The 21,898-nt window shown below is 60.8% G+C and carries 24 protein-coding genes and 1 pseudogene; 11 read left to right on the forward strand and 14 right to left on the reverse strand.

The genetic code is table 11. The features are described 5' to 3' along the window. Positions 1–2: 2 nt before the first annotated feature. The 6 genes from IC235_RS10960 to sdaAB form a co-directional block, all read right to left on the reverse strand. Entirely contained in the window at positions 3–428 is a 426-nt protein-coding gene (locus IC235_RS10960; RefSeq protein WP_191005218.1) for an EamA family transporter, read from the reverse strand. Between the two features lie 49 nt (positions 429–477). Then, complete coding sequence (locus tag IC235_RS10965; protein ID WP_191005219.1) at positions 478–1,350, reverse strand: glycosyltransferase family protein; 873 nt, start codon at positions 1,348–1,350, stop codon at positions 478–480. A gap of 9 nt (positions 1,351–1,359) precedes the next feature. Continuing rightward, positions 1,360–2,349: an NAD(P)H-dependent glycerol-3-phosphate dehydrogenase gene (locus IC235_RS10970; protein ID WP_223847212.1), complete on the reverse strand. Its 990-nt coding sequence runs from the start codon at positions 2,347–2,349 to the stop codon at positions 1,360–1,362. Positions 2,350–2,557: 208 nt separating this feature from the next. Further along, a complete protein-coding gene (locus IC235_RS10975) occupies positions 2,558–3,964 on the reverse strand; it encodes an efflux RND transporter periplasmic adaptor subunit (RefSeq protein ID WP_191005220.1) in 1,407 nt (468 codons plus the stop codon). A 117-nt stretch (positions 3,965–4,081) separates the two neighbouring features. After that, positions 4,082–5,641 carry a TolC family protein gene (locus IC235_RS10980; protein WP_191005221.1) on the reverse strand — a complete coding sequence of 520 codons (1,560 nt, stop codon included), beginning with the start codon at positions 5,639–5,641 and terminating at the stop codon, positions 4,082–4,084. A 75-nt stretch (positions 5,642–5,716) separates the two neighbouring features. Further along, positions 5,717–6,397 (reverse strand): L-serine ammonia-lyase, iron-sulfur-dependent subunit beta, encoded by a 681-nt coding sequence (sdaAB, locus tag IC235_RS10985; protein WP_191005222.1) that lies wholly within the window; start codon positions 6,395–6,397, stop codon positions 5,717–5,719. A 316-nt stretch (positions 6,398–6,713) separates the two neighbouring features. Between sdaAB and IC235_RS10990 the strand changes: the two genes are divergently transcribed. The 4 genes from IC235_RS10990 to IC235_RS11005 all read left to right on the forward strand — a co-directional run bounded on the left by IC235_RS10990 (position 6,714) and on the right by IC235_RS11005 (position 9,812). Beyond that, complete coding sequence (locus IC235_RS10990; protein WP_191005223.1) at positions 6,714–7,718, forward strand: tryptophan 2,3-dioxygenase family protein; 1,005 nt, start codon at positions 6,714–6,716, stop codon at positions 7,716–7,718. A 147-nt stretch (positions 7,719–7,865) separates the two neighbouring features. Next, positions 7,866–8,303, forward strand: a complete 438-nt coding sequence (locus IC235_RS10995) for a hypothetical protein (RefSeq protein ID WP_191005224.1) — start codon at positions 7,866–7,868, stop codon at positions 8,301–8,303. Between the two features lie 270 nt (positions 8,304–8,573). Then, positions 8,574–9,353 carry an SDR family oxidoreductase gene (locus tag IC235_RS11000; RefSeq protein ID WP_317173556.1) on the forward strand — a complete coding sequence of 260 codons (780 nt, stop codon included), beginning with the start codon at positions 8,574–8,576 and terminating at the stop codon, positions 9,351–9,353. 171 nt (positions 9,354–9,524) lie between these two features. After that, on the forward strand, positions 9,525–9,812 hold the full coding sequence (locus tag IC235_RS11005; protein WP_191005226.1) for a hypothetical protein: 288 nt from the start codon (positions 9,525–9,527) through the stop codon (positions 9,810–9,812). 7 nt (positions 9,813–9,819) lie between these two features. On the opposite strand, the gene IC235_RS11010 is transcribed toward IC235_RS11005, so the two are convergent. Continuing rightward, positions 9,820–10,110 (reverse strand): hypothetical protein, encoded by a 291-nt coding sequence (locus IC235_RS11010; protein ID WP_223847213.1) that lies wholly within the window; start codon positions 10,108–10,110, stop codon positions 9,820–9,822. A 4-nt stretch (positions 10,111–10,114) separates the two neighbouring features. Here IC235_RS11010 and IC235_RS22475 point away from each other — a divergent pair. Continuing rightward, a pseudogene (locus IC235_RS22475) lies at positions 10,115–10,180 on the forward strand (hypothetical protein); the annotation flags it as partial. Then, a complete protein-coding gene (locus IC235_RS11015; RefSeq protein WP_317173557.1) occupies positions 10,174–10,440 on the forward strand; it encodes a Tn3 family transposase in 267 nt (88 codons plus the stop codon). The pseudogene IC235_RS22475 and the gene IC235_RS11015, both read left to right, overlap by 7 nt. A 213-nt stretch (positions 10,441–10,653) precedes the next feature. Here IC235_RS11015 and IC235_RS11020 read toward each other — a convergent pair whose 3' ends face one another. From IC235_RS11020 to IC235_RS22095, 4 genes are all read right to left on the reverse strand, one after another. Continuing rightward, the gene (locus tag IC235_RS11020; protein WP_191005228.1) at positions 10,654–13,161 is read right to left on the reverse strand and encodes a TonB-dependent receptor domain-containing protein; all 2,508 of its coding nucleotides are present in this window, start codon (positions 13,159–13,161) and stop codon (positions 10,654–10,656) included. 645 nt (positions 13,162–13,806) lie between these two features. Beyond that, complete coding sequence (locus IC235_RS11025; protein ID WP_191005229.1) at positions 13,807–14,142, reverse strand: hypothetical protein; 336 nt, start codon at positions 14,140–14,142, stop codon at positions 13,807–13,809. After that, entirely contained in the window at positions 14,066–14,923 is an 858-nt protein-coding gene (locus IC235_RS22620) for a DDE-type integrase/transposase/recombinase (RefSeq protein WP_191005230.1), read from the reverse strand. The genes IC235_RS11025 and IC235_RS22620 overlap by 77 nt, the downstream gene beginning before the upstream one ends. A gap of 47 nt (positions 14,924–14,970) precedes the next feature. Beyond that, the gene (locus IC235_RS22095; protein ID WP_223847214.1) at positions 14,971–15,711 is read right to left on the reverse strand and encodes a hypothetical protein; all 741 of its coding nucleotides are present in this window, start codon (positions 15,709–15,711) and stop codon (positions 14,971–14,973) included. Positions 15,712–15,717: 6 nt separating this feature from the next. On the opposite strand from IC235_RS22095, the gene IC235_RS22100 reads away from it, so the two are divergent. Continuing rightward, positions 15,718–15,966 carry a recombinase family protein gene (locus tag IC235_RS22100; protein WP_223847215.1) on the forward strand — a complete coding sequence of 83 codons (249 nt, stop codon included), beginning with the start codon at positions 15,718–15,720 and terminating at the stop codon, positions 15,964–15,966. Positions 15,967–16,037: 71 nt separating this feature from the next. Here the strand turns inward: IC235_RS22100 and IC235_RS11040 are convergent, their stop codons facing one another. Continuing rightward, positions 16,038–16,301 carry a hypothetical protein gene (locus tag IC235_RS11040; protein ID WP_317173558.1) on the reverse strand — a complete coding sequence of 88 codons (264 nt, stop codon included), beginning with the start codon at positions 16,299–16,301 and terminating at the stop codon, positions 16,038–16,040. Between the two features lie 220 nt (positions 16,302–16,521). Here IC235_RS11040 and IC235_RS11045 point away from each other — a divergent pair, with 220 nt between their 5' ends. Further along, positions 16,522–18,099 carry an NAD(P)/FAD-dependent oxidoreductase gene (locus IC235_RS11045; RefSeq protein WP_191005231.1) on the forward strand — a complete coding sequence of 526 codons (1,578 nt, stop codon included), beginning with the start codon at positions 16,522–16,524 and terminating at the stop codon, positions 18,097–18,099. A gap of 209 nt (positions 18,100–18,308) precedes the next feature. On the opposite strand, the gene IC235_RS11050 is transcribed toward IC235_RS11045, so the two are convergent. Next, the gene (locus IC235_RS11050) at positions 18,309–18,875 is read right to left on the reverse strand and encodes a hypothetical protein (protein WP_191005232.1); all 567 of its coding nucleotides are present in this window, start codon (positions 18,873–18,875) and stop codon (positions 18,309–18,311) included. A 143-nt stretch (positions 18,876–19,018) separates the two neighbouring features. Between IC235_RS11050 and IC235_RS11055 the strand changes: the two genes are divergently transcribed. The 3 genes from IC235_RS11055 (at position 19,019) to IC235_RS11065 (ending at position 20,420) form a co-directional block, all read left to right on the forward strand. After that, positions 19,019–19,369 carry an ArsR/SmtB family transcription factor gene (locus tag IC235_RS11055; protein WP_191005233.1) on the forward strand — a complete coding sequence of 117 codons (351 nt, stop codon included), beginning with the start codon at positions 19,019–19,021 and terminating at the stop codon, positions 19,367–19,369. A gap of 25 nt (positions 19,370–19,394) precedes the next feature. Next, positions 19,395–19,853 carry a DUF6428 family protein gene (locus IC235_RS11060; protein ID WP_191005234.1) on the forward strand — a complete coding sequence of 153 codons (459 nt, stop codon included), beginning with the start codon at positions 19,395–19,397 and terminating at the stop codon, positions 19,851–19,853. A 72-nt stretch (positions 19,854–19,925) separates the two neighbouring features. After that, entirely contained in the window at positions 19,926–20,420 is a 495-nt protein-coding gene (locus IC235_RS11065) for a GNAT family N-acetyltransferase (RefSeq protein WP_191005235.1), read from the forward strand. 127 nt (positions 20,421–20,547) lie between these two features. Here IC235_RS11065 and IC235_RS11070 read toward each other — a convergent pair. Next, positions 20,548–21,898, reverse strand: a 1,351-nt coding sequence (locus IC235_RS11070) for a T9SS type A sorting domain-containing protein (RefSeq protein WP_191005236.1), incomplete at its 5' end; no start/stop codon positions are given.

Below are 21,898 nucleotides of genomic sequence, written 5' to 3' on the forward strand. Positions count from 1 at the left end.
GCCTAACCACGAGCCAGCAGCGCAATACCCACCACAATCAGCCCCAAGCCGGCGACCTGGGCCGGCGTGAGGGCCTCCCGCAGCAGCACTACCCCGAGCACGGCCGCCAACAGCACCGAGCCGCCCACAATTACCGGCGTGCCCACCGCAGCCGGAACCCCGCGCCGAAACACGACGAAGGAGAGGATCTCGGCCAGCCCGACTCCCAGGCCCGCCAGGGCCGCCAGACCTAGGCCTTGGCTGGTGATGGGCAATGGTTGGCCTTGGAGCCGAAGCTTGAGCAGCCACGCGCCGCCCAGGGCCGCGGCGACCAACTGCAGCACCACCGCCCCCACCGCCGGGGGTATGTGGCTGGCGGCGAGCTTAAGGAAGAAGTTGTAGAGCGCCAGGCACAGGGCCGTGAGCAAAGCAAGGGGCAGCCAATTCATAAGTAATTCCAATAAGCTTGTGGCCGACCGGGCGGCCGGGGCATAATTCCTACACCAGCTTATAGTTCCGATATTCACCAACGCGGTACCCCGTTAGCTGCTCTATTACCCGTTTGAAGTGGTCTTTCAGCCGGTAGCGGTTCCGGGTCAGGTCGTGGTCGAAGCTCCAGTTTCTCTCCCGAATGCGGGTGGTCATCACGGCCGGGTGGGTGCCCGTGAAGCGCTGCAGCGAATCAATTTGACTGTAGTCAAACTCCTCGGCTTGAGCGATGTTCTGGGTCATCCACTCATCGGAGTGCCATAGCTTGCCGAAGGATTCTTGCTTTCGCTGCATGGCGGCCGGGGTCTTCACCCAGCCATAATGGTGCACGGTGGCCGCCAGCAGCTTCACCCGCAGCTTGCGGGTGCCGTCCACCCGAAAGCCTTGGGCGTCGCGGTAGGACTGCACGCCAATGCCCGGGCGCACAATGCGGATTTCGCGCCGATACCACCGGTACGAATCGCCCACGTAATCGTAGGAGCCGTAGAAATGACGGTAGCTCAGCAGCAGTCCTTCCACCTTGGGGTCGCCAGCCCACCGCTCCATACCGGCCCGGATAGCCGGGTAATCGGCCTCGTGCAACACCTCATCGGCCTGCAGGTAAATGGCCCAGTCGGCGTCGGCGGGCACGGCCGCCAGGGCCTTATCGGTTTCCACGGCCAATACCCGGCCGCCCGTGCGCAGGCGGTCGTCCCACACGGTTTCAACGATGCGAATCTTGGGCGAGCCGATGCTCCGAATCAGGCCCAGGGTGTCGTCGTCGGACTGCCCCACCGCTACTACTATTTCGTCGCACAAGGGCAGCAACGAATGAATGCTTTCCAGCACCGGGTAGTCGTATTTGACGGCATTGCGGACAAACGTGAAGCCGACTGCTTTCATGGCGGTAGGTTAACGAAGCTGTTCTTTGAGAATCTCCAGCTCCACGGCCGGAGCCACTCTTTCGTACAGCACCCGGTACGCGGCCGCGGTAATGGGCATGTTGACTTTGAGCTTTTTGTTTAGCTCGAAGATGCTTTTCACGGCGTAGTAGCCTTCGGCCACCATGTTCATCTCTAATTGGGCCGATTTCACGGAGTAGCCGCGGCCCACCATGCTGCCAAAGGTGCGGTTGCGCGAAAACTGCGAGTAAGCCGTCACGAGCAAGTCGCCGAGGTAGGCAGAAGCCGAGAGGTCGCGCGGCTGGGGGTTGATGGCCTGCAGGAAGCGGCGGATTTCCTGCACCGCATTACTCACCAGCACGGCCAGGAAATTGTCACCGTAGCCCAGGCCGTGGGCAATACCGCCGGTCAGGGCAATGATGTTTTTCATGACGGCGCAGTACTCGATGCCATCGAGGTCGTTGGCCGGGTGAGCCCGCACGTAGCGGTTGCGCAGCAGCTCGCAAAAACCCAGCGCCAGCTCGGCATCGGGCGAGCCAATGGTTAGGTAGCTCTGTTTTTCCAGGGCCACTTCCTCGGCGTGGCACGGCCCGGCAATAACGCCGAGTTGAGCCCGCCCCAGCCGAAACCGCTCGGCCACGTAGTCGGTTACCAGCTGGTTCTTGCCCGGAATCATGCCCTTGATGGCCGACACCACCCGCTTGTGTTTGAGCGCGTCGCGGTCCAGCTTGTCGAGCACGGGCTGCACGAAGGCGGCCGGCACGGCCAGCACCAGCCAATCGGCTTCCTCAATGGCTTCGTCGAGGTCAGCGGTGGGGTATACCCGGTTCAGGTCGAACTGCACCGCCGAGAGGTAGCGGGGGTTGTGGCGCGTGCGCAGCAGGTGCTGGATGTCGTCTTTGGCCCGCAGCCACCAGTCGACCCGGGCCCCGTTTTCACTGAGGATTTTAGTAAGGGCAGTGGCCCAGGAGCCGCCACCGAGCATGGCAATTTTTTCCAAGGGAAGAGGAAGTTGGGAGGGATTGGGACGCAAAGAACGACAAACTCTCTTCCTCCGACGAGCCCGGGGCGTTTTTGCCTACGCCGAACCAGGCCGGGTACGACCATTGAACCAGGGCACGGCCCGGTTCAGACCAGCCGCTCAATCCGGTTACCTCTCCCCTGTTCGCGGCGCGAAAACGCTTCGGCCGGTGGCCGCGTCTTTTCCGCTATTTAGCGTCGGCGTCTTCCTTCAGGGCCTCCTTATTCAGGCTTTTGGCATCCTTGATTTCGACTAGGGAGCCGTTCTTCAGGGTCTTGGCCACGGCCCGGAACGGTCCGCTGACGACCTGGGCCCCCGCCGGCACCCCGCTCAGAATCTCAATGTTCTGGAAATCGCTGATGCCGGTTTTCACCGGGGTGAGCACCGCCTTGCCGTTTTCGATGACGAACACCACCTCCTGAATTTCCGCTTTAGGCGCGGTGGTCGGCTCCATGATGGTAGCCGTGCCATTGCCGCGCCCACTGCCCCCCCGGGGGCCACTCTTTTCGGCTGATTTCACGGTAGCCGAGTCGGAGCGGGTGGTAACGGCCGCCAGCGGCACGCTCAACACCCCGGTTTTACGGTCGGTGATGATGTCGACCGAAGCCGTCATGCCGGGGCGGAACGGCACGATGGTTTGCCCACCCACGGTGCGCACCAGGTGCCGGTAGCTTTCGGGCAGCAGGCGGATGCGCACCTCAAACTCGGTTACGGCCTCGGCCGTCAGGGCATCTTTGGCGGTGTTGGCAATGTTGGTTACCAAGCCCTTAAACTGCTCGTCCTTGCTGCTGTAGGCATCAACCTCGACGTTTACCGAGTCGCCGATGTTCACGTTGTTCACGTCGTTCTCGTTCACGTTCACCCGCACCTCCATGTTGTTGAGGTTGGCGATGCGCATGATTTCGGTACCCGCCATCTGGGTGGTACCTACCACCCGCTCCCCCTTCTTCACGTTGAGCTTGCTCACCGTGCCGCTCACGGGCGAGTAAATGGTGGTTTTGTTGAGGTTCTTCCGGGCTTCTTCCAGCGAAGCCGCCGCCGCGCTCACCGTACTCTGCGAGGCCCGGATTTGCTCGCGGGCGCTGTTGATTTCTTCCTGCGAGGCATTATAAGCCGCCTGGCTGGCCTGGTAGTCAGCCAAGGAAATCACCTTCTGCTTGTAGAGCGAGGCATTGCGGCGGTAGGTCAGCTCGGTTTGCTTGGCGTTGGCCAGCAGTTGCTGGAGGCGGGCCTGCGCCTGGGCCACGTTGGCGCGCTGGGTGCCTACCTGGGCGCTTTGCACGGCCACCTGAGCCTGGTAGTTATCGGGACGAATGCGCAGCAGCAGCTGGCCCTTACGCACGGAATCGCCCTCCTGAACGTACAGGGCAATAATTTCGCCGGACACGTCGGGCGAGATTTTCACTTCGGTTTCCGGCTGCACCTTGCCCGAGGCGCTCACTTTCTCGACGATGTTGGCCGGGCCGGCTTTCGCCACGAGCACCTCCACGGGCGGGGGCTGGCCTATCCAGCCTTGTTTTTTAGCCACGGTGTAGCCTACGAGCAGCACCACCACCGCGCCAATGAGCAGGTAGAGTAAACGGTTGTTTTTCATGTAATCAGGTGATGGAATAATCAGGCAGTGAGGTGATGAGGGAGAATTGGGCTGGAAGCCCGGACCAACGGAAACCACGCTTTGGTGCACCGCCACCCTTCTTCGCTAGCTCATCATTCACATTACCAACGGCTTGCCCTGATAAAAATCGAGCACCTTGCGCCGGAAGAAGAACTCGTACTTCGCCTGAATCATGTCTGACTCGGCGGCGGTAAGGTTGTTGCGGGCAATGTTGAAGTCCGTGCCGTTCAGCAGGCCGTTGTTGAAGCGGATTTCGGCGTTGCGAAACGCCAGCTTCAGGGCCTCTACCTGGCGCGAGCTGGCCGCGAAACGGCGCTGAGCCGCTAGCACGTCGGCGAAGCTCTGCTGAATGGTCTGGCGCAGTTGCAGCCGGGCTTGCTCGGCGCGGAGCTCGGCCTGCTGCCGGCCGAGCTGGGCCCGCTGCACGCCCACCCGGTTTTGGAGCCCGTTCACAATCGGGATGTTGAGGCTGAACTGCAGAAACTCCCCGCGGTTGTCGGCCAGCTGATCCAGAAACTTGTAGGGCAGCTGCTCAAAGGAAGTTTGCGGGCTCAGCAACACGTAGGGCGAAGGCACATACTTGCCGGGCATGGTGGGGTCGGGCTGCAGCACCGGCACCGGCACCGGCTCACCGCTTACCCGCACCTGCTGGGTGCGCACCGACGAAAAGCCCGTTTGCACGCCGCCGGCAACGGTCAGGCGCGGGTAGTAGGCGCCCCGGGCAATGTCGATGCCCCGCTGCGCGCTTTGCACGCGTAAATCAGCGGCCTGAATTTCGGGCAGGCGCTGGCGGGCCAGCTCAAACGTGGCGTTGGGGTCGAGCTCGTTGGTCGTGCTGGCGGCAAAGGCCGTGGGATCGGGCAGGTCCGGTACGACCACCTCAAATTGAGCGGCCGTGGCCGGGTCGAGGTTGAGCTGCTGAACCAGGGCCAGCTGGGCCAGGGCCCGCTGGTTCTGGGCCGTTACCAGGGTGCGCTCCTCACTGGCCAGCTGAGCGCGGCTGTCCAGCAGGTTGCCTTCGGCCACGGCCCCGGCTTTGAGGAGCTTTTCGCTGCGCGTCACTTGTTCGCGCACGGAGTTCAGCCGGGCTTCGGCGGCCCGAATCAGCTCATTGGCCAACAGCAGCTGCAAGAAGGACGAAGCCACGTTCAGCGACAAGTCGTTGCGGGCCTTGTCGATGTCGACCCGCGCGGCCTGAGCATCCAGCACTCCCTGCTTCACGGTATTGCGCAGCTGAAACCCCGAAAACAGCGTGGCCTGGGCGGTGGCTGAGAAGTTGTTAGACCGCACGTTCAGCTGTTGAAACTGATTGGTGAACGGGTCGCGGTTGGTGCCGAAGTTATAGCCCTGGGTGCCACTCACGCCCGCCGTGGGCAGCAGCGCGGCCCGGTTGAGGCGCTGCGTGGCTTCCTGCTGCTGCGCCGTAAGCTCGCTCTGGCGCACGCTCAGGTTATGTTGCAGGGCGTGTTCGACGGCGCGTTGCAGGGTCCAGGGGCCGGTGGTGGTCGGCGCGGGGGTGCCCAGGGCCGCGGCGGGGGGGCTGGTGGGGGCCGGAGTCTGGGCTTGCGCCGGGGCTCCCGCCAGCAGGGTGCCAACTACCGCGGCCAGGGTGAAGGACCGGGTAGCGGGCGCATTGACGGTGGTTGTTTGTTTCATCGCGCAGAAAAGTTGGTGCTTGGAGAACGGGAAAACGGTTGCGGGGCCCGCTCTTGTTACGACGGGCCGGAGCGGCTATTCCAGCGTCGGAATGGAAGTAATGCGCTGCACCCAGCTCAGCTGTCGCAAATAAGTCAGGGTTATCTCTTTGATGGGGCTGTCCATTTCGATGAACTGCCGGGCCGCGTCGTTGCGGCCCTTCCGGCTCACGAACATGGTGGCGATGTTGCAGTCGTCGTGGGCAATAACCGAGGCAATGAAGGCGATGGAGCCGGGAACGTCGTGGGCATCGATGATGAGCGTGTGCAGGGAGCCGGAAAAATCGGCCGGAAACCCGTCTACTTCCACAATCCGGATAACGCCGCCGCCCCGGCTCTGGCCCACCACCTCCACCCGGTGGCCGGTGGCCCCGTCCAGCAGGTTCAGCTTGATGGTGTTGGGGTGCATGGTCGAGGCATTGCCCACGCTCTGAAACGTGTAGCGCAGGCCCGCTTCGGCGGCGTGGTCGAAGGCCGTGCGGATGCGGGTATCGTCGGGCGCGTAGCCCAACAAGCCGGCCACGATGGCGCGGTCGGAGCCGTGGCCTTCGTAGGTGCGGGCGAAGGAGTTATAGAAGGTGACCACCGCCTCGGTGGGCACGGCGCCTAGAATGCGGATGGCGGCCCGTGCGATGCGCACCACCCCGGCCGTGTGCGACGAGCTGGGCCCAATCATCACGGGCCCAATCATATCGAAAATACTTGATTTCTCGGCCATGCGCTTACGCTGGGTTAACGGCTTTGGGGCTAAAATTAGCGGATTGAGGCCATACCATCCGCCGCGATGGTGGCCGGGTGCTCGTCGCGGATTACCAGATGCCGGGTGCTCATTATTCGTTGCCCGGCCCCCGGGCCGAACCCCGGCAGCGCCCGGCACGGGTTGCGAGAATCAGGGGCAAAGATGCCGCTCCGGCGCGCAAGTTGCGTCCGGACTGGGGCGGCGCGCGAATCGGCGTCCCGGAACCTGGCTATTTTACCGATATTTGCCGGCCCCAGTCCGGGCGCTTTGCCCTCCACCCCTCTCCTTCTCCTGCATGTCCGCACCTCCCACCCCGGACGAATTTTCTCCTGCCGTGCTCGCTCAGCTGCGCCGGCTTCAGGAGAAATACGCCCCCGACGGCCAAGACCTGGCCGCCTACCTCGAAGGCCTGTACCACGCCAAGTACGTCAACTATTGGGACTACATTGAGCTCGATACGCTGCTGTCGCTGCAGCGACCGCTCACCAACTTCCCCGACGAGCGGATCTTCATCATGTACCACCAGATTTCCGAGCTGTACTTCAAGCTCTGTCTGTGCGAGTACGAGCAAATCGGCAACCTAACCGCGCCGACCCTCGAAGAAATCGTGCTGCGCCTGGGCCGCATCAACCGCTATTTCGAAAACCTCATCGATTCGTTCGACGTGATGGTCGACGGCATGGACAAACACCAGTTTCTGGACTTCCGGATGGCCCTGATGCCGGCCTCGGGCTTCCAGTCGGTGCAGTACCGAATGATTGAGATTGCCAGCACCAGCCTCGACAACCTCACCGACCAGGTGAAGCGCCAGGCCCTGGGCGAAGCGTCGGCCCACGACTACGGCCAGCTGCTGGGCTGCATTTATTGGAAAGCGGGTGCCACCGTGGAAGAGAGCGGGGCCAAGGCCCTTACTCTCATCGAGTTCGAGCGCAAATACACCGCCGACCTGGTACGGCACGCCGAAGCCTACCACGACCGCAACGTGTGGGTCGTGGTCCAGCGCCTGCCCCAGGAAGACCGCGAGCACCCCCACCTGCTCCGCGCCCTGCGCCAGCTCGACGTGAGCGTGAACGTGAACTGGCCCCTGATGCACTTCAAGTCGGCGGTGCGCTACCTGCAGCGCAACCCCACCGACCTGGCCGCGACCGGTGGCACTAACTGGCGCAGCTACCTGCCCCCCAAGTTTCAGCGGCGCATTTTCTACCCCCAGCTCTGGACCGCGCAAGAACTCGCCGACTGGGGCAAAGGCTGGGTAGAGCAGGTGCTGGACGAAGGCCCCAAGCGCAAGAACCGAAGCTAAAGCCCCAGGCGGCGGACCGCCCACACGGGGTAGGCCCCACGCGCCCGGACCGGCCCCGCGCCAGCCCGTTACCAGCACCCGGCTGGATAACCTTCCGCCTAAGGTGTCGTTCAATTGGATAGCCCAAGGGGACGTTTGTCCCCTCCATTGAACAAACCCACCAAGGACATGCCAGAGACCCACTATCTCGAAGACGTGCTGAATACGCCGCAGAAAAAGCTGGCTTTCTTTCAGAACGTGATACTGCTCGCCGCGGCCGATGGCCGCCTGAGCACCGACGAAGGCGACTTTTTGCTGCAACTCGGCAACAAGCTCGGGTTGAAGCCGGCAGAAGTAATGCCCATTGCCGACAACCTCGGGGTGCTCAGCTTTGTGGTACCCGCCGAGGGCCTGCAGCGCACCCTGGAGCTGCAAACCCTGGTGCAGATGATGCTGCAGGACGGGCAAATCGACGCCCGCGAGTACGCCTTGTGCCTGGAGTACGCCCACCGAATTGGCTACGGCAAGGCCATTCTCGACGACATGGTGGCCCAGTTGGCCGGGGACCAGCCGGCAGCGGCACCCAACCCGCCAACGGTGCGTTAGCCCCAAGGCGCGAATCGGACCAGCCGCTGTTGGCCTTGATTAAAAGTTTAGTTCAAAAGTCGCATTTGATACTCAGCAGACTCGCGTTGCGTACCGTTAAGTAAAGCCATCAGGAGCACCAGACCGGTACTTTGCTTGGATAGCCTTGTTCCAGGCACTGCTTTTTTGCCATAGAAGGCTCTGCACTAACGAAAAGCTTGCACGCAGACCACCTGAGATTTTTAAACGATATTCTTAAATAAGGGCAATACCAAAAGTTTAAAAATGATAGTGAATAGAAAAATTGCAATAGTGACGGGCACAAGCCGACTTAAGGGAATAGGGAGAGCTATTTGTATCGAACTGGCTAAAAATGACATTGATATATTTTTTACTTTTTGGAGTGAGTATGACAAACAAATGCCTTGGCAAACTGACGACAACGAGCCAGACTTAATTCAAGCAGAAATAAGCGCTTTAGGAGTCAGATGCGAAAAGTTAGAGTTTAACTTTTTAGGTAAAGAGGGCGTGGAAGCATTGCTAAATGAAGTAAAAAACAAGCTGGGCTTTCCAACAATACTGGTAAACAATGCGACTTACAGCACCCAGACAAGCATAGACACTATTACGGCCGAAGAACTGGACAAGCATTACACAGTAAATTTTAAAGTTCCTGCCTTGTTAACGGCAGAATTTGTCAAGCAATATCAAGGGCATAAAAACGGAAGAATCATCAACCTGACCTCTGGCCAGACGTTGAGTTTTATGAGTAATGAAGTTGCTTATGCGACAACAAAAGGCGCCATTGAAACTTTAACCCGAACGATATCGCAGGAAATTGCGAAAAAAGGAATAACAATAAACGCGGTCAATCCAGGGCTGACTGACACAGGTTGGCTTGACGAAAAGCAAAAAAGAATATTTAGCGAAAGATTTCCAATGGGGCGCCTCGGACAACCAGAAGATGTTGCCAAGCTAATCTCATTTCTTGTCAGTGAAAACGCCGAATGGATCACGGGGCAAGTAATTCATTCGGAAGGGGGCTTTGTGCGAGAACATTACGGCAGCTAACATCGGTCCTACAAAAGGGCTGTTTCCGTGCCTTCGTGGTCATTTTTCAAACTCGCGTGCCGACTAGATGTGACTTTTGGCCCAACCGCTATTACGACTTCTGCAACACTAAGGAGGCTGGTTTTCGTATTGGAAAGCCCGCCTCTTCTTATTTCATTCGTCTTGTCCGCCATGACCCATTCCGACCAGCAAACCATCGACACCACCCTCAACCAGTTGCGGGCCGTGCACGCCAACATGGGCAACTTGTGGGACGCCGAAACCATGGCCACCTTTTACTACAGCGTACTCAGCGGCACCGTCGCCCGCAATGGGCCCGAGGTCGCCAAAGCCATCAGCAGCATGACAGCCGAGGTGTTCGACAACGCCTCCAAGTCGCACGCCAACCTGGGCAGCCTCACTAACGGCCTGCCCCACCGCGGCCCCGCCTCTTCCGACGAAAGTTCTTCGCTGCGGTAAGAACGGCCTATTCGTCGGCCGTCAGGCGGGAGCCGGTTCGGGTTTCACTCATCCGCCAGTACACCAGCAACGCGCAGCCGGTTACGTACCAATAAAACCACTCCTCCACGCCCTGAGCTTTGGCGAAAAGGGCCGCGTACTTGGCCGGCCCCCCGAAAACCGCCACGGTAAGGGCAAAAGGCAGGCCCACACCCAAAGCCCGGATTTCGGTTGGAAATAATTCGGCTTTCACCACGGCGTTGATGGAGGTGTAGCCGCTTACCACGAACAGCGCGGCAATTAGCAGGGCAGCGGCCAACTACTTGCGCGAAGACACCCTCAAGCGCGCCACCACCCGCCTAGTTAACTACCAGCACCGCCAGTGGCTGGCCCAGCACTGGGGCGGGGGCACACTCTCCTCTTCCGACGGCCAGCGCTTCCCCGTCAGCGGCAAGATTCCTTTTACACCCACACCGCCGACCAGTACGCTCAGTTCGGCAGCCGGGCCATTTCCTCCACTACGCGCGCCGCCACGTACGTGCTCGACAAGGTGCTGGGCAACGAAACGGAGATGCCCCTGCTCGAGCACACCACCGATACGGCCGACGTGCTGGTCAATGGCTTGCGTCCCCTGAGGTCCTTACCGTAATTCTTGGTCCAGTTACTAACGCAACCCCTTTTGTAAGAACTCCTATAAGTAAAAAGCCAAAAAGAAGTAGCCTCGATCTTGTCAACGGGCCAAGGCTACGCAGGATGACCCCGAAAGCTCTCTTAAGGAGTTTAAAAATACAGGAATCTTACATGAATAGCGATACTTTTATCACAGTATCTTGTGCTGCCCCAGTCTCTGCTGCGGAAAGGCCTATTGCCGGCCGTGCTGCTGGCCGCCGTTGCCTTTTACGTCGTCGTTAGCAACGGTTTTGCGTTGCCGCCCTTCCTGTGCCTGGCCGAAGCGGTAGGTGACCGTCACGCGCCCAGCCTGTTGATACGCGCGGTATTGCTGGGTTTCAGCAAACTCCGGGGTTTCAATGCGGGTGCGGTAGGGCCAGTACCGGTGGAAGGGGTTGTCGAGGGTGAAAACAAAGTCGGCTTTTTCCTGCCACAACGACTTTTTAACACCCAGGGAGTAATGGAGGTCAGCCGGGCCGGGCCCTTGCAAGTCGGGCGTGGGCCACGAGTAAGAGAAAACGGCTTGGGCAGTAAAATTTTTGGGCAATACGTACGACGTATTTAAACTCAAGCCGCCCGTGAACCCGCGCTGCGCGATGCCCAGCGCCGGCGAGCGGCGAGTGATGTACTGCATGTCGGGCCCCCCGCTGAGGTCCCAGTTTTTCAGTGGTTTCGCTGAAACGTAGCCGTTGAGCTGGTAAAATGTGTTGGCCGCCACGTTGGCGAAGGTTTGGGCCGTAATGCCGCTGGCGTCCGTTGCCAGACCGTAACCGCTGGCGAGGCCGCGCACGGTCTCTATGGCGTTGCCCGTGTGCCGCACCGACGCGGATACGCTAACCGTGACCTGTTTCACCAGCGTGTTGTAACTCAGCTCGTAGCTATCGGCCAGCTCCGGATCGAGGCGTGGGTTACCAAATTCGTAATTACGCGGGTCACTGCGGTTGACGAAGGGGTTGAGGTAATCGATGAACGGGCGGGTGATGCGCCGCGAGTATACGAGGCGCAAGCTCTTGGCCTCCGAAAACGCATACTGGGCGCTGCCGCTGGGCAGCACGTGGGCGTAAACTTGCCCAGTCTGCGTGCCGGTGGTGCGAAAATCGACCGTGAGGCGGGTCCGCTCGGCGCGGGCGCCGAGGCTGAAGCTCAGCTTCTGGGTCAAGCGGAAGGCATAGGTGGCGTAGAGGGCCTGCACCTGCTGAACGTAGTTGAAATCGGTGGCGCCGTCGGGCTGGGGAACAAAATCGGGCTCCTGGTCGGGCTGGTAAGCATCGGTGGTAGCCACCGAGCCGGTGCGTCGGTAAATGGCTTTGCCCCCCGCTTCCAAGGTACAGAATTCGCCAAAGGGCTGGGTGAAGTCGGTTTGAACGGTGAATTCGCGGCCGGGCGTGCGGCTCCGGCTGCGCTCGCGGGAACTGGCGTTCCCAGTTGTGCCGGGGGTAGCAAAGCTGTCGAACTGGTCGGCGTTGTAGCCAAAGGCCGCGTCGTTGCGGGCGGCTTGGGCCACTAGGCTCCATTCGCGGCGCGGGGTAGCAAAGGTGCGGAGATAGGTGCCGGTCAGCTCGCCACTCAAGCCGGTCGACCGGCTTTGGATGGCGCGCCTCTGGAACTGGTTTTGCGCGGGGTTGCCAGCGTATCGGGTGGTAACATCCTGCCGATCATCGCCGCGCCACCCGTTCACCGAGCCAGCCAGCGAGAAGCCTTGGTGCTCAGTAGGGTCAAAATCGAGTGCCAGGGCACTGTAATAGGACTGGCCGGTCGACCGGCCGCTGCCGTTCTGGGTCAGCTGGCCGGGGCGGGCCAAGTCGGTGCGTTCCAGGGAAAACCCTGCCGGTCCGTACCAGCGCCCGGCGCTGAGCGAGGTGCTGAATCTGATTTTGCCTTTTTGAAAATTAAGCGAACCGCCGCTGTTGGCGTCGCGGGTGCCGGCGGCGGCGTATACGTCGCCGTGCAGGCTGCGTTCGGCGCCCTTCTTCAATACGATGTTGATGATGCCGGCCGTGCCTTCGCCGTCGTATCGGGCCGACGGGGCAGTGATCACTTCAACGCGCTGGATCTGCGCGGCCGGAATGCTTCGGAGCGCTTCCGCTAAGTTTTGCGCCAAAGCGGGCGCGGGCCGGCCGTTGACCAGCACGGTGAAATTGGCCGAACCGCGCAGCCGGGGGGTGCCCTTGCCGTCCACAGTCAGCAATGGGGCTTTACGCAGTACGTCGGCGGCACTGCCGCCGGCATTGGTTACGTCCTGGGCGGCATGGTAGACGAGGCGGTCGGGACGCACCTCCACCAGCGGCTTTTCGCCTACCACAACGGCTCCGGCCAGGGCCGTAGCGGCGGGGGGCAGGTGGAAAGGGCCGGCTTCCGTGGGACCCGTCGGGCCCACCAGCACGGCGCGGGTCTGAGTGCCGTAGCCCAGGCAGCTCACGCGCAGGCGGTAAGCGCCGGGCGCTAGGTTTGCCATAGCGAAGCGGCCCCGGTCGCTGGTCGTAACGCCAGCAATCGGCTCATCGGGGGGGGCCACGGCGGGCAACAATACGACGGTGGCGTACGGCACGGGCTCGCTGTTAGTCGAATCCAGCACCGTGCCCCGCAGACTACCGGGGGCGGTGAGCCCGAATGGGGCGGCAGGCACCTGGGCGCGGGCACTGGGTGGGGGCAACGCCCCTGCTGCCAGCAGTGCCGCCCAATACGGCAGGTATAGTTTCATGGGGCAGACCGGCGAAAAGGGAGTAGACGAAGGCCCAGCGCTGCGCGGGTCACGCGCCCCGGCGGCGTTGGCTGCCGCCAGAAGCAGTTGAAAACCCATTAGCAATGGGCTCTCGACACGCAGAATACGCACCGGCAAGGGAAAGCGGGCCAACGATAAAAACCCCACTGGCGTGAGCCAGCGGGGTTTAAAAGAGGCTAACCCAGCGGTTAAGCCTAATGAATAGTGCCGCTGCACTCACAGACCCAACTATTGCCTCAAAAATCTGAAGCGGAAATAGCAGCTAGTCTACAGAGTGCCTATGCACTGACAAACCCAAGTTCTGCCCGTACGTCTGTTACTAAGTACCCTTTTGTTCCTCGCTGTCCTAAGGTTTCTGAAACACTTGTACTGAGCATCTGATGCGCTGGTACCTTCGCCAGTTGCACCTTGCGCAGATCCCTGTTTGGGACGGCTAGCGGGGGAAGAAGAGTTAGAAGGGTTCCGGGGAGTGGCAGAAGCCGACAGGCTTATGGCGGCGAAAATAATTAAGAGTGCGCTTTTCATGGAAAGATTTTGAAAAGAGTGAAAAATAAGGCGTTAAAAGTCAGGCTTGCCGCGGCCGCGGGCTTGGGACCTGCTTTTGGTGATAGAAGCCTGATTGTTTTACAAAGCTTCGTCATTAGCCCCGCCCATCCTAGCCCGCCTCGCGGCAAGTAGGACCAACGGCAGCCGCGGTTGGCCCAACGACCTAAAATCTTGGCCAAATGGTACCTGATAATGGCGTACTTGCCTCAAATCCACTGGGTCTGCTTCCGTGAACTTCGAGCGCATCGTGCTTTTTTTAGCGATGTATTCTTCCGCCTGCCCGTCGCGGTCGGCGTTGCGCGGAATGCCGCGCTCGCCCCCGTCGTAGGCAAAAACCTTATCGGGGTGGTGGGCCAGCTGCTGGGCCAACGCGGCCCCGTCGCGCACGAGCAGCAGCCCGCGCCGGGCCAGCACCGGGTGAAGGACGGCCAGCAAAACGGTGGCCAGGCGGCTGACGCGGGTCTGCGAACGCACGGCCCCGTTTTGGTGCAACAGGGCGCGGTAGGCGGTGGCGCAGTACTGCCCGCCGCGGTCCGAGTGCACGACAAAGTTCGGGCGCGGGCGGTTGGGCCCAAAAGCCCCGCTGCAAGGCCGTGGTGACCAACTCCTCGGTCATGGTGGCCATCACGTGCCAGCCCACGACGTGCTTGCTGGCCACGTCCCAGAAGGCGCACAAATAGGCCCAGGAGCCATTGGCGAGCGGTAAATACGTGATGTCCGACACCCAAACGTGGTTGGCCTGAAAGGCCCGGTACTGGTAGCAGCACGTGAAGCTCAGTTGGCCGGACTTGATGGCCGTGGCCATCTCCATAAACAGCAGGGCTTTGTAGAGCGACGGACGCAACCGGCCCTGCGCATCGAGCACGTAGGCCCGTTGCGTGAACGAGAGAAAGTCCAGCGGCACCTGCGCGCTCAGGTGCCCGTCGTGCTGCTGGTAGTAGTGCGTGGCCCGCCACAGGTCGGCGCGGGTGGTCGCTTCGTCTACGACCAGAGCTTTGACCAACGCACCGAGCTTGGTCTGCAGGCGCAACGAGGCGGCGGCCAGCGCCTCGTGAAACAGCGCCTCGCCGGCTTGCTGCTCAGTGGCCAGGCGTAATTGCTTCAGTTGCTGGCGGTCTTCGCTGAGCTGGGCGGTCGTGACTTGGTGGCGCTGCAGCAGCGCGTCGATGCGCTGAAGCTTCTGTTCCGCCGCCACGTTGGGGCATCGACCAGGGCGCGAATCTGGGTCAGGGCCTGCAGGTGTCAGTAGCCCCGGCCCGTTACCTGGCTGGTCAGATGCTGCGTGGCGGTGCGCTGCTGGTAGAGCCTCTCCTTGACCTGCTCGCGGCACTGATTCACGGTACTGGTCATGGTTTGCAGCAGCGTATCGACCAAGGCATCGCCCAGCTCGTAGTACTGGTGCACCACAAAGCTGAGCAGGTAGAGGTAGCGCCGTTCGTCGCGGCGGTAGAGCTGCGCGGCCTGGGCCCGCAACACGTACTCGGCGTAGTAGGTAATAGCCTGGTCCGAGAGGCGCAGACGTTGCCAGAGCGGCTGCAGCTGCTCGAGAAGCTGCCGCAGGGAGATGAAATGGTTGACCCGTTCGCGGATTTCCCCGGCCCGCAGGCCTTGGCGGATGCGCTTGAGAAAGGCGAGCGGGTAGCGGCGGTCCGCCTCCGCCTCGCGGGCGTCGGGGTCGTCGGCGGCCAGCAGCCGGTCCAGTAAGCGCTGCTCGCCGGGCTGCAGGTGCTGCGGCAAGCGGTGGAACAGCCGTTTCTCAAACGCGAGCAGGGCCCGTGTGTTGTAGGTAGGCAGCTCCAGCCGGTGCTCGTGAAGAAACAGCACCAGATAATCGAAGACGGCCGACGGCTTGAGGTGCTGGCTGCTCAGGCGCACAGCCTCCTGGTACAAACGCTCCGTCGCGGCCGCGTCGAACCGCGCAAATTCACCAAGAAGCGGTGCCAGCTGATTCTGGTCAAGTAGGGCCTGGACCCGCAGAACCACCGCGACATGACCCACAAAATCCTGCTCACGATTTTCGCCATGCTGACCGAGTTGGGGCGCGACTTCGTCTCCGAGCGCACCAAGGAGGGGTTGCGGGCGCGGCGCGAGCAGGGCCTCCTGCTGGGCAAGCCCAAGGGCGTGGTGCAGCCGTCGATGTACGACGTTGACCGCGAGCGCGTCCTGCACCTGCACGCGCTGGGCGTGCCGCTCACCACCATCGTCGACGTGCACCTGAAGGCAAGTATCTCTCGCTGAATAACTACCTGGCTAAGCTACAGCGCCAGCCGAGCCGGAATGCTACCGCCTAACCGGCCGAGTCGGAGGTTTTACCCTATTTGTTTAACAACACCCTCCTTACCGTAATTCTTTGTCCAGTTACTAACGCCCCCCCAGCAGGGCCGCCCGCCGGCCGTGGCGTGGCGGTCGGCATAGGCTCCCAGCAGCCACGCCCCGAGGGGCCGCATCAGAAAGCCCCCCGCAAAAATGGCAGCCGTATTCAGCAGTTGGGCTGTGGTGCTGCCCTTGGGAAAAAATACTGGGGCGAAATACAGCGCAAAGGCCGAGTACGCGTACCAGTCGTACCACTCCACCAAATTGCCAATGGAACCGCTAACAATGGAGCGAAAGCGCGAAACGGAGCTGCGGGAACTGTTATGCCACGAATAAACGGGTTATGATTGGTTGCGTCGGCTCTCGAGCCCTACTTGGGCAGCGTGCCTATCCCCCGTCGCACCCAGTGCGCTAACTTTGTTAAGTAGTTGTTAGGCCTCGGCCATTACCCTAAAGGATAGACACCTTTCACTTACACAAATGTTAAAAGAGTTAGAGATATTACTGCCCCCCGAAGTAGCATTTAACGAATTGGCACGTTACGAGGCCATTTTGAAGCAAGCGGGTTTGCGGCCCGGGGAAGCTGATTTTGTGCATTTACGCCGGCGTTCAATCGACGCGCGGGGCCGTCACCCCCTCGTGCGGCTGCGGGCCGACATCTACCACACAGCCCCACCAGTGGAAGTGTTCGGGCCTTGGTTTGTTTATCCAAATGTGAAACATAGTAGCCGTTCTGTTTTGGTGATTGGGGCCGGCCCGGCGGGTTTGTTCGCAGCCCTGCGCTGCATCGAGCTGGGGCTGAAACCCCTCGTGCTGGAGCGGGGCCGCGACGTGCGCGCCCGACGGCGAGACTTGGCCGCCATCAACAAGGAGCAGCTGGTCAACCCCGATTCTAACTACTGCTTTGGCGAAGGCGGGGCCGGCACGTATTCGGATGGCAAGCTTTACACCCGCGCCACCAAGCGGGGCGACGTGGGCCGGGTGCTGCGGCGCCTGGTGCAGCACGGTGCCACGCCCGACATCCTGGTGGACGCCCACCCCCACATCGGCACCAACAAGTTGCCCGCCGTGGTGCAAGCCCTGCGCGAGGCCATCGTCGATGCCGGCGGCGAAGTACGCTTCGATACCCGCGTGGTGGACCTACTACTGGAAAATAACCGGCTGCGGGGCGTAATCACGGCTACCGGCGAGGCGCTGGAAGCTGAAGCAACCATCCTGGCCACCGGCCACTCGGCCCGCGACATCTACGAGCTGCTGCACCGCCGCGGGGTGTTAATCGAGGCCAAGCCCTTCGCCCTGGGCGTCCGCGTGGAACACCCCCAAGCCCTGATTGACCAGGCCCAGTACCGCCGCGCCGAGCGGGGCCTGCTGCCGGCGGCCTCCTACTCGCTGGTGCACCAAACCGAGGTAAGGGGGCAGCAGCGGGGGGTGTTTTCGTTCTGCATGTGCCCGGGCGGCTTCATCGTACCAGCCGCGACGGCCCCGGGTGAAGTAGTAGTGAACGGCATGTCGCCCAGCCGCCGCGACTCCCGCTTTGCCAACTCCGGCATTGTGGCGGCGGTGGAACTGGCCGATTTGGACCTGGAGCAGCACGGACCGCTGGCGGGGCTTCGTTTTCAGCAGGCCCTGGAACAGCGCGCCTGCCAGGCCGCGGGTAGCACCCAGCGGGCTCCGGCCCAGCTGCTGGGTGACTTTCTCAAAGGCAAGAGCTCGGCCACGCTGCTGGAAACGTCTTACCAGCCGGGCCTGGTGCCCGTGCCCATGGACGAGGTCTTGGGCACGACGCTGGCCGAACGGCTGCGGCAGGGCTTTCGCGATTTTGGCCGCAAAATTCCGGGCTACGCCACTAATGCCGCCCAGATTGTGGGGGTGGAAAGCCGTACCTCCGCCCCGGTACGCATCCCGCGCGACCCGGATAGTCTGCAACATCCGGTGGTAACGGGCCTGTTTCCGTGCGGCGAGGGCGCAGGCTACGCCGGCGGTATCGTATCGGCAGCCATGGATGGGGAGCGCTGCGCCGAAGCGGCGGCCAAGGTTTTGAGGGGGGCGCGGTCCTAGCGCGGGCTTGCGGTTGCAGTGGGGTTGTAGGGGCCGTGCTTGTGCGAAACCTCACCCTAACCCCAACTGACTGTTCACGGCACAGGATAATTTTCCCCGGGTTCTAGCCTGCCGGGGGAAATTATTCAAATGGTGCTTCAATAAGGCATTAGGTCGGCCTTAACATCCCTACTCCACTGCCAAAAGCGACCATTGAATTGAACCCTTTATCAAACGCCATATGCCTCCGCTAAATCACTGTACTTATCTAAATAATCGGGCTGGCTCCGTATAGCGCCCAAACCGATAAGATCGAATTCATCTTGATGCTGCGTTGCCCGTACGCCCAGGTACCGCAACGCCTTATTGATGTTATCGACGCTTTTATTAAGGTTATCTATTCCCTTGAACACCCCGCCGTATTGCTGCCCCAAACCACTAAAGTAATCGGTTGTGATAAGGGCATATACAGGCTCGTTAGGCCACAGTACGTCACGCATGATTTTGGCTATTGCCGCTTCGTTTGGAATGATCAATTTTGAGTGAATCCCCGGTAGGTGCTGCCAACAAGCGGAATAGTAATGATCAATATGAAATAGGGTGAGCCCCTGTTTTAGCCTAACTGGCCGCATATCATATTCTGCGGCTTTTGCTTCGTTAAATGCACTTCTGATCAGTATGGCAGTTATGTGGTGGCCCATGCTAGCAAAGCGTTTTTGATAAGCTTTCGGTTGAAGTAATACTTCTCCCTTAAAACGGCGGGAACTGTCGCGGTTGACGGGGAGCCTGGTCAACACTCTAGCCTGGAGGAAGAATCATTGCTCCTCCCAGAAAGATACTACGGGAATAGAGCAGGAAGAAGTGAAGGTGGAAGAATTGCTTGAGCGCGGACCTTCTTTAGGCTTATGACGTATATTTGCGACATACTTCATAGCTGGTCATGACTTACGCGAAAACCACGGCCTTTACGGCTGAGCAGCAACAACTGGCCCGCGTGGCCAAGGCACTGGCCCACCCCGCCCGGGTAGCCATCATTCAACTGCTGGCGTCCAAAACCACCTGCATCTCCGGCGACATCGCCGCCGAGCTGCCGCTCTCACGAACTACCGTGTCGCAGCATTTGCAGGAGCTCAAAGCGCTGGGGTTGATTCGCGGCGAGATTGACGGGCTCACGGTCTGCTACTGCCTCAATACCGCATTGCTGAAACAGGTCCACCAGCAGTTCACCGGCTTCTTCCTGGAAGCTACCGCCAATACGGCTGGCGGGCCCGCAGATGCTTGCGCCTGCTAATCTTTCTTTTAACCCCAACCTTACCATGAAAATCTCCGAACTGAAACAGTCCCTGGTCGGACTAGAAGCCGTTAATTTTCGTCTACCCACCGGCGAATACCTGCCCGCGCACTTTCATGTCACGGAAGTTGGCCTGGTAAGCAGGCATTTCATCGACTGCGGCGGGGTGGAGCGCTGGGAAAAGGTGGCGAGCTTCCAGCTCTGGGAGGCCGGCGACTACGACCACCGGCTCGCGCCGCAGAAATTCCTGCACATCCTGAAGCTGTCGGAGAAAATCCTCGGCAGCGAGGACCTGGACATCGAAGTGGAGTACCAGCAGATCACCATCGGCAAGTTCGGCCTCGCCTTCGACGGCCAGGACTTCGTGCTGACCTTGAAGCAGACAGCCTGTTTGGCCCAGGATGCCTGCGGCATTCCCCACCAAGCCTTTGCCTTGCCCCAATTACCGATGGCCGGTGGCCTTTCCGGCAGCGGGTGCTGCTAAAGCATTTCCACCGCGCTGCCCGGCTGGGCGGCACCGTTTTGCTGCTGCTAGAAGCTTACACCTGTTTTAGCCATGACCATTCAACCGCTTACCGAAGCTCATTGGCCGGCTGTGCGGGCCATTTACGAGGCAGGCATTGCCACGGGCCACGCCACCTTTGAAACGCAGGCCCCGGCCTGGGAAGCCTGGGACCAGGGGCACCTGCGACACAGCCGCCTGGTGGCCGTGGATGACGCCGGCACCGTACTGGGCTGGGCGGCTCTCTCGCCCGTGTCGGGGCGCTGCGCGTACGGGGGCGTGGCCGAGCTCAGCGTGTACATCGCAGCCGAAGCTCGGGGACAGGGCGTGGGCCGGCGGCTGCTGGAAGGCCTGATTGCAGCCTCGGAAGCCCAGGGCATCTGGACCCTGCAGGCGGTCACCTTCGAGGAAAACGTGGCTAGCATCGGCCTTCACACCCGGGCGGGCTTTCGCATCGTCGGCCACCGCGAGCGGATTGGCCAGCACCGCGGCAGGTGGCGCAACACCGTGCTGATGGAACGGCGCAGCCCAACCGTCGGCAGCGCCTGACTGCCTCTTCCCTATGGGTATCGGCACCACCCTAAACCAAGCGCTCGGTTCAACCCAGCCTTACCCCGTGTTTCCCACACCGGGCAAGGACTGGGTTGAACCGAGCGCAACCTAGGGGTGGCTCGCGCTACGGCAGCTTAATGAGCTTTTTCCGTTGCTCATAGCCGTGCTTGCCGCGCACGATGAGCAGGTACATGCCCGAGGCCACGCCCCCGCTGGGAACCGTGAGCTGGTGCCGGCCCGCGGCCTGCCGACGAGCAGTGAACAGTGATTGAGCCAGGCTACCGTTCATGGCTTGCAGCTGCACGCTCACCTCGTCGGCTTGCGGCAATTCATACGTCAGGGTAAAGGTTTCCCCAACGGGGTTGGGGTAGACCTCAATGGCTCTTTCCCGTTGCTTTGCCGCAGGGGCTGAGCGGAGGGCGACGGAGTTGGGGCGAGGGTTAGCGGATGAAGGGAGTATATGGATGTTGAGCGGCTTGCGGTCTTCCACCACGGTGCCATCCTTTAAGTAAACCCGCGGCTTGAAAACATACGTCCGGTTTTCCGTGGGCGTCCAGGTGGTGTAAAAGCCCTCTGTTAAGGCATCCAGCTGGCGGCCTAGCGGAATGTTCTGCCACAGCGGAACGGCAACCCCATCGAGCAATAGCTCAACTCGATCCAAGTTTTCCATGAGGGTTAACTCCACCTCCTCCGGATCGATGTCCAACTCATTCCCGTAGACGTCTTCCGGGCTTATTTCTACCAGCGCGCCCAGCTCAAGCGGCTTGTTTACCCCATCCCTTATTGAGTAATTCTCCTCGTAAGAAGAAGAAGGCGCACTGTGTTGGATTACAATATTGTGGGGATTGTTGTTGAGATAGAGAATGGGGTACTTGGCCGTGCTGCTGCCTTCGTAGGAGCGGTTTTCGTAGGAAGCTATTACCTTGATACGCTCATTGGCCGCCAGGGGCCGGCCCAGGTTGAAACAGATGATCCCGTACGCATCGGTCGACCAGCTATTGACGCCCCCGTTCAACAAGGGCGTTTCGGCGCCGCCCGCAACTAAGAACGCCTGGATCCCGCTTTGGTTTATCAACAAGTCGCCCCACTTTTCGGCCACGAACAAGCAGGGCGTGGCAGCGGGCATTGTCAGCCACTTTTCGCCGTGGATAATGGCATTCAGTCGGGCTCGGATCTTGTCTGTGCTTTCTATGACAGTGGCCGGGGGAATATTAAAATCCGAGCGCTTCACCTCTTCGACCCCCGTGGCCTGAATCGGGCCAATCACTAACACTTCCTGTTCTAAGGCGGTATTCGGCGATTTGACGGTGAACTCCGGGTCGATTTCCAGCTGCATGATGACTCCCTCCTCCGTGAGCTGTTGGCCGGGCGGCACATAGAAGGCATCTACCGCGAATCTGGCCGCTACGGCATAGGAAAGCGACCAGGACGTGAAAATGCTGAAGTTGGAGACCGAACTGTGATGCCGGGCGGGA

This window comes from Hymenobacter montanus (assembly GCF_014699115.1).
Lineage (GTDB): Bacteria > Bacteroidota > Bacteroidia > Cytophagales > Hymenobacteraceae > Hymenobacter > Hymenobacter montanus.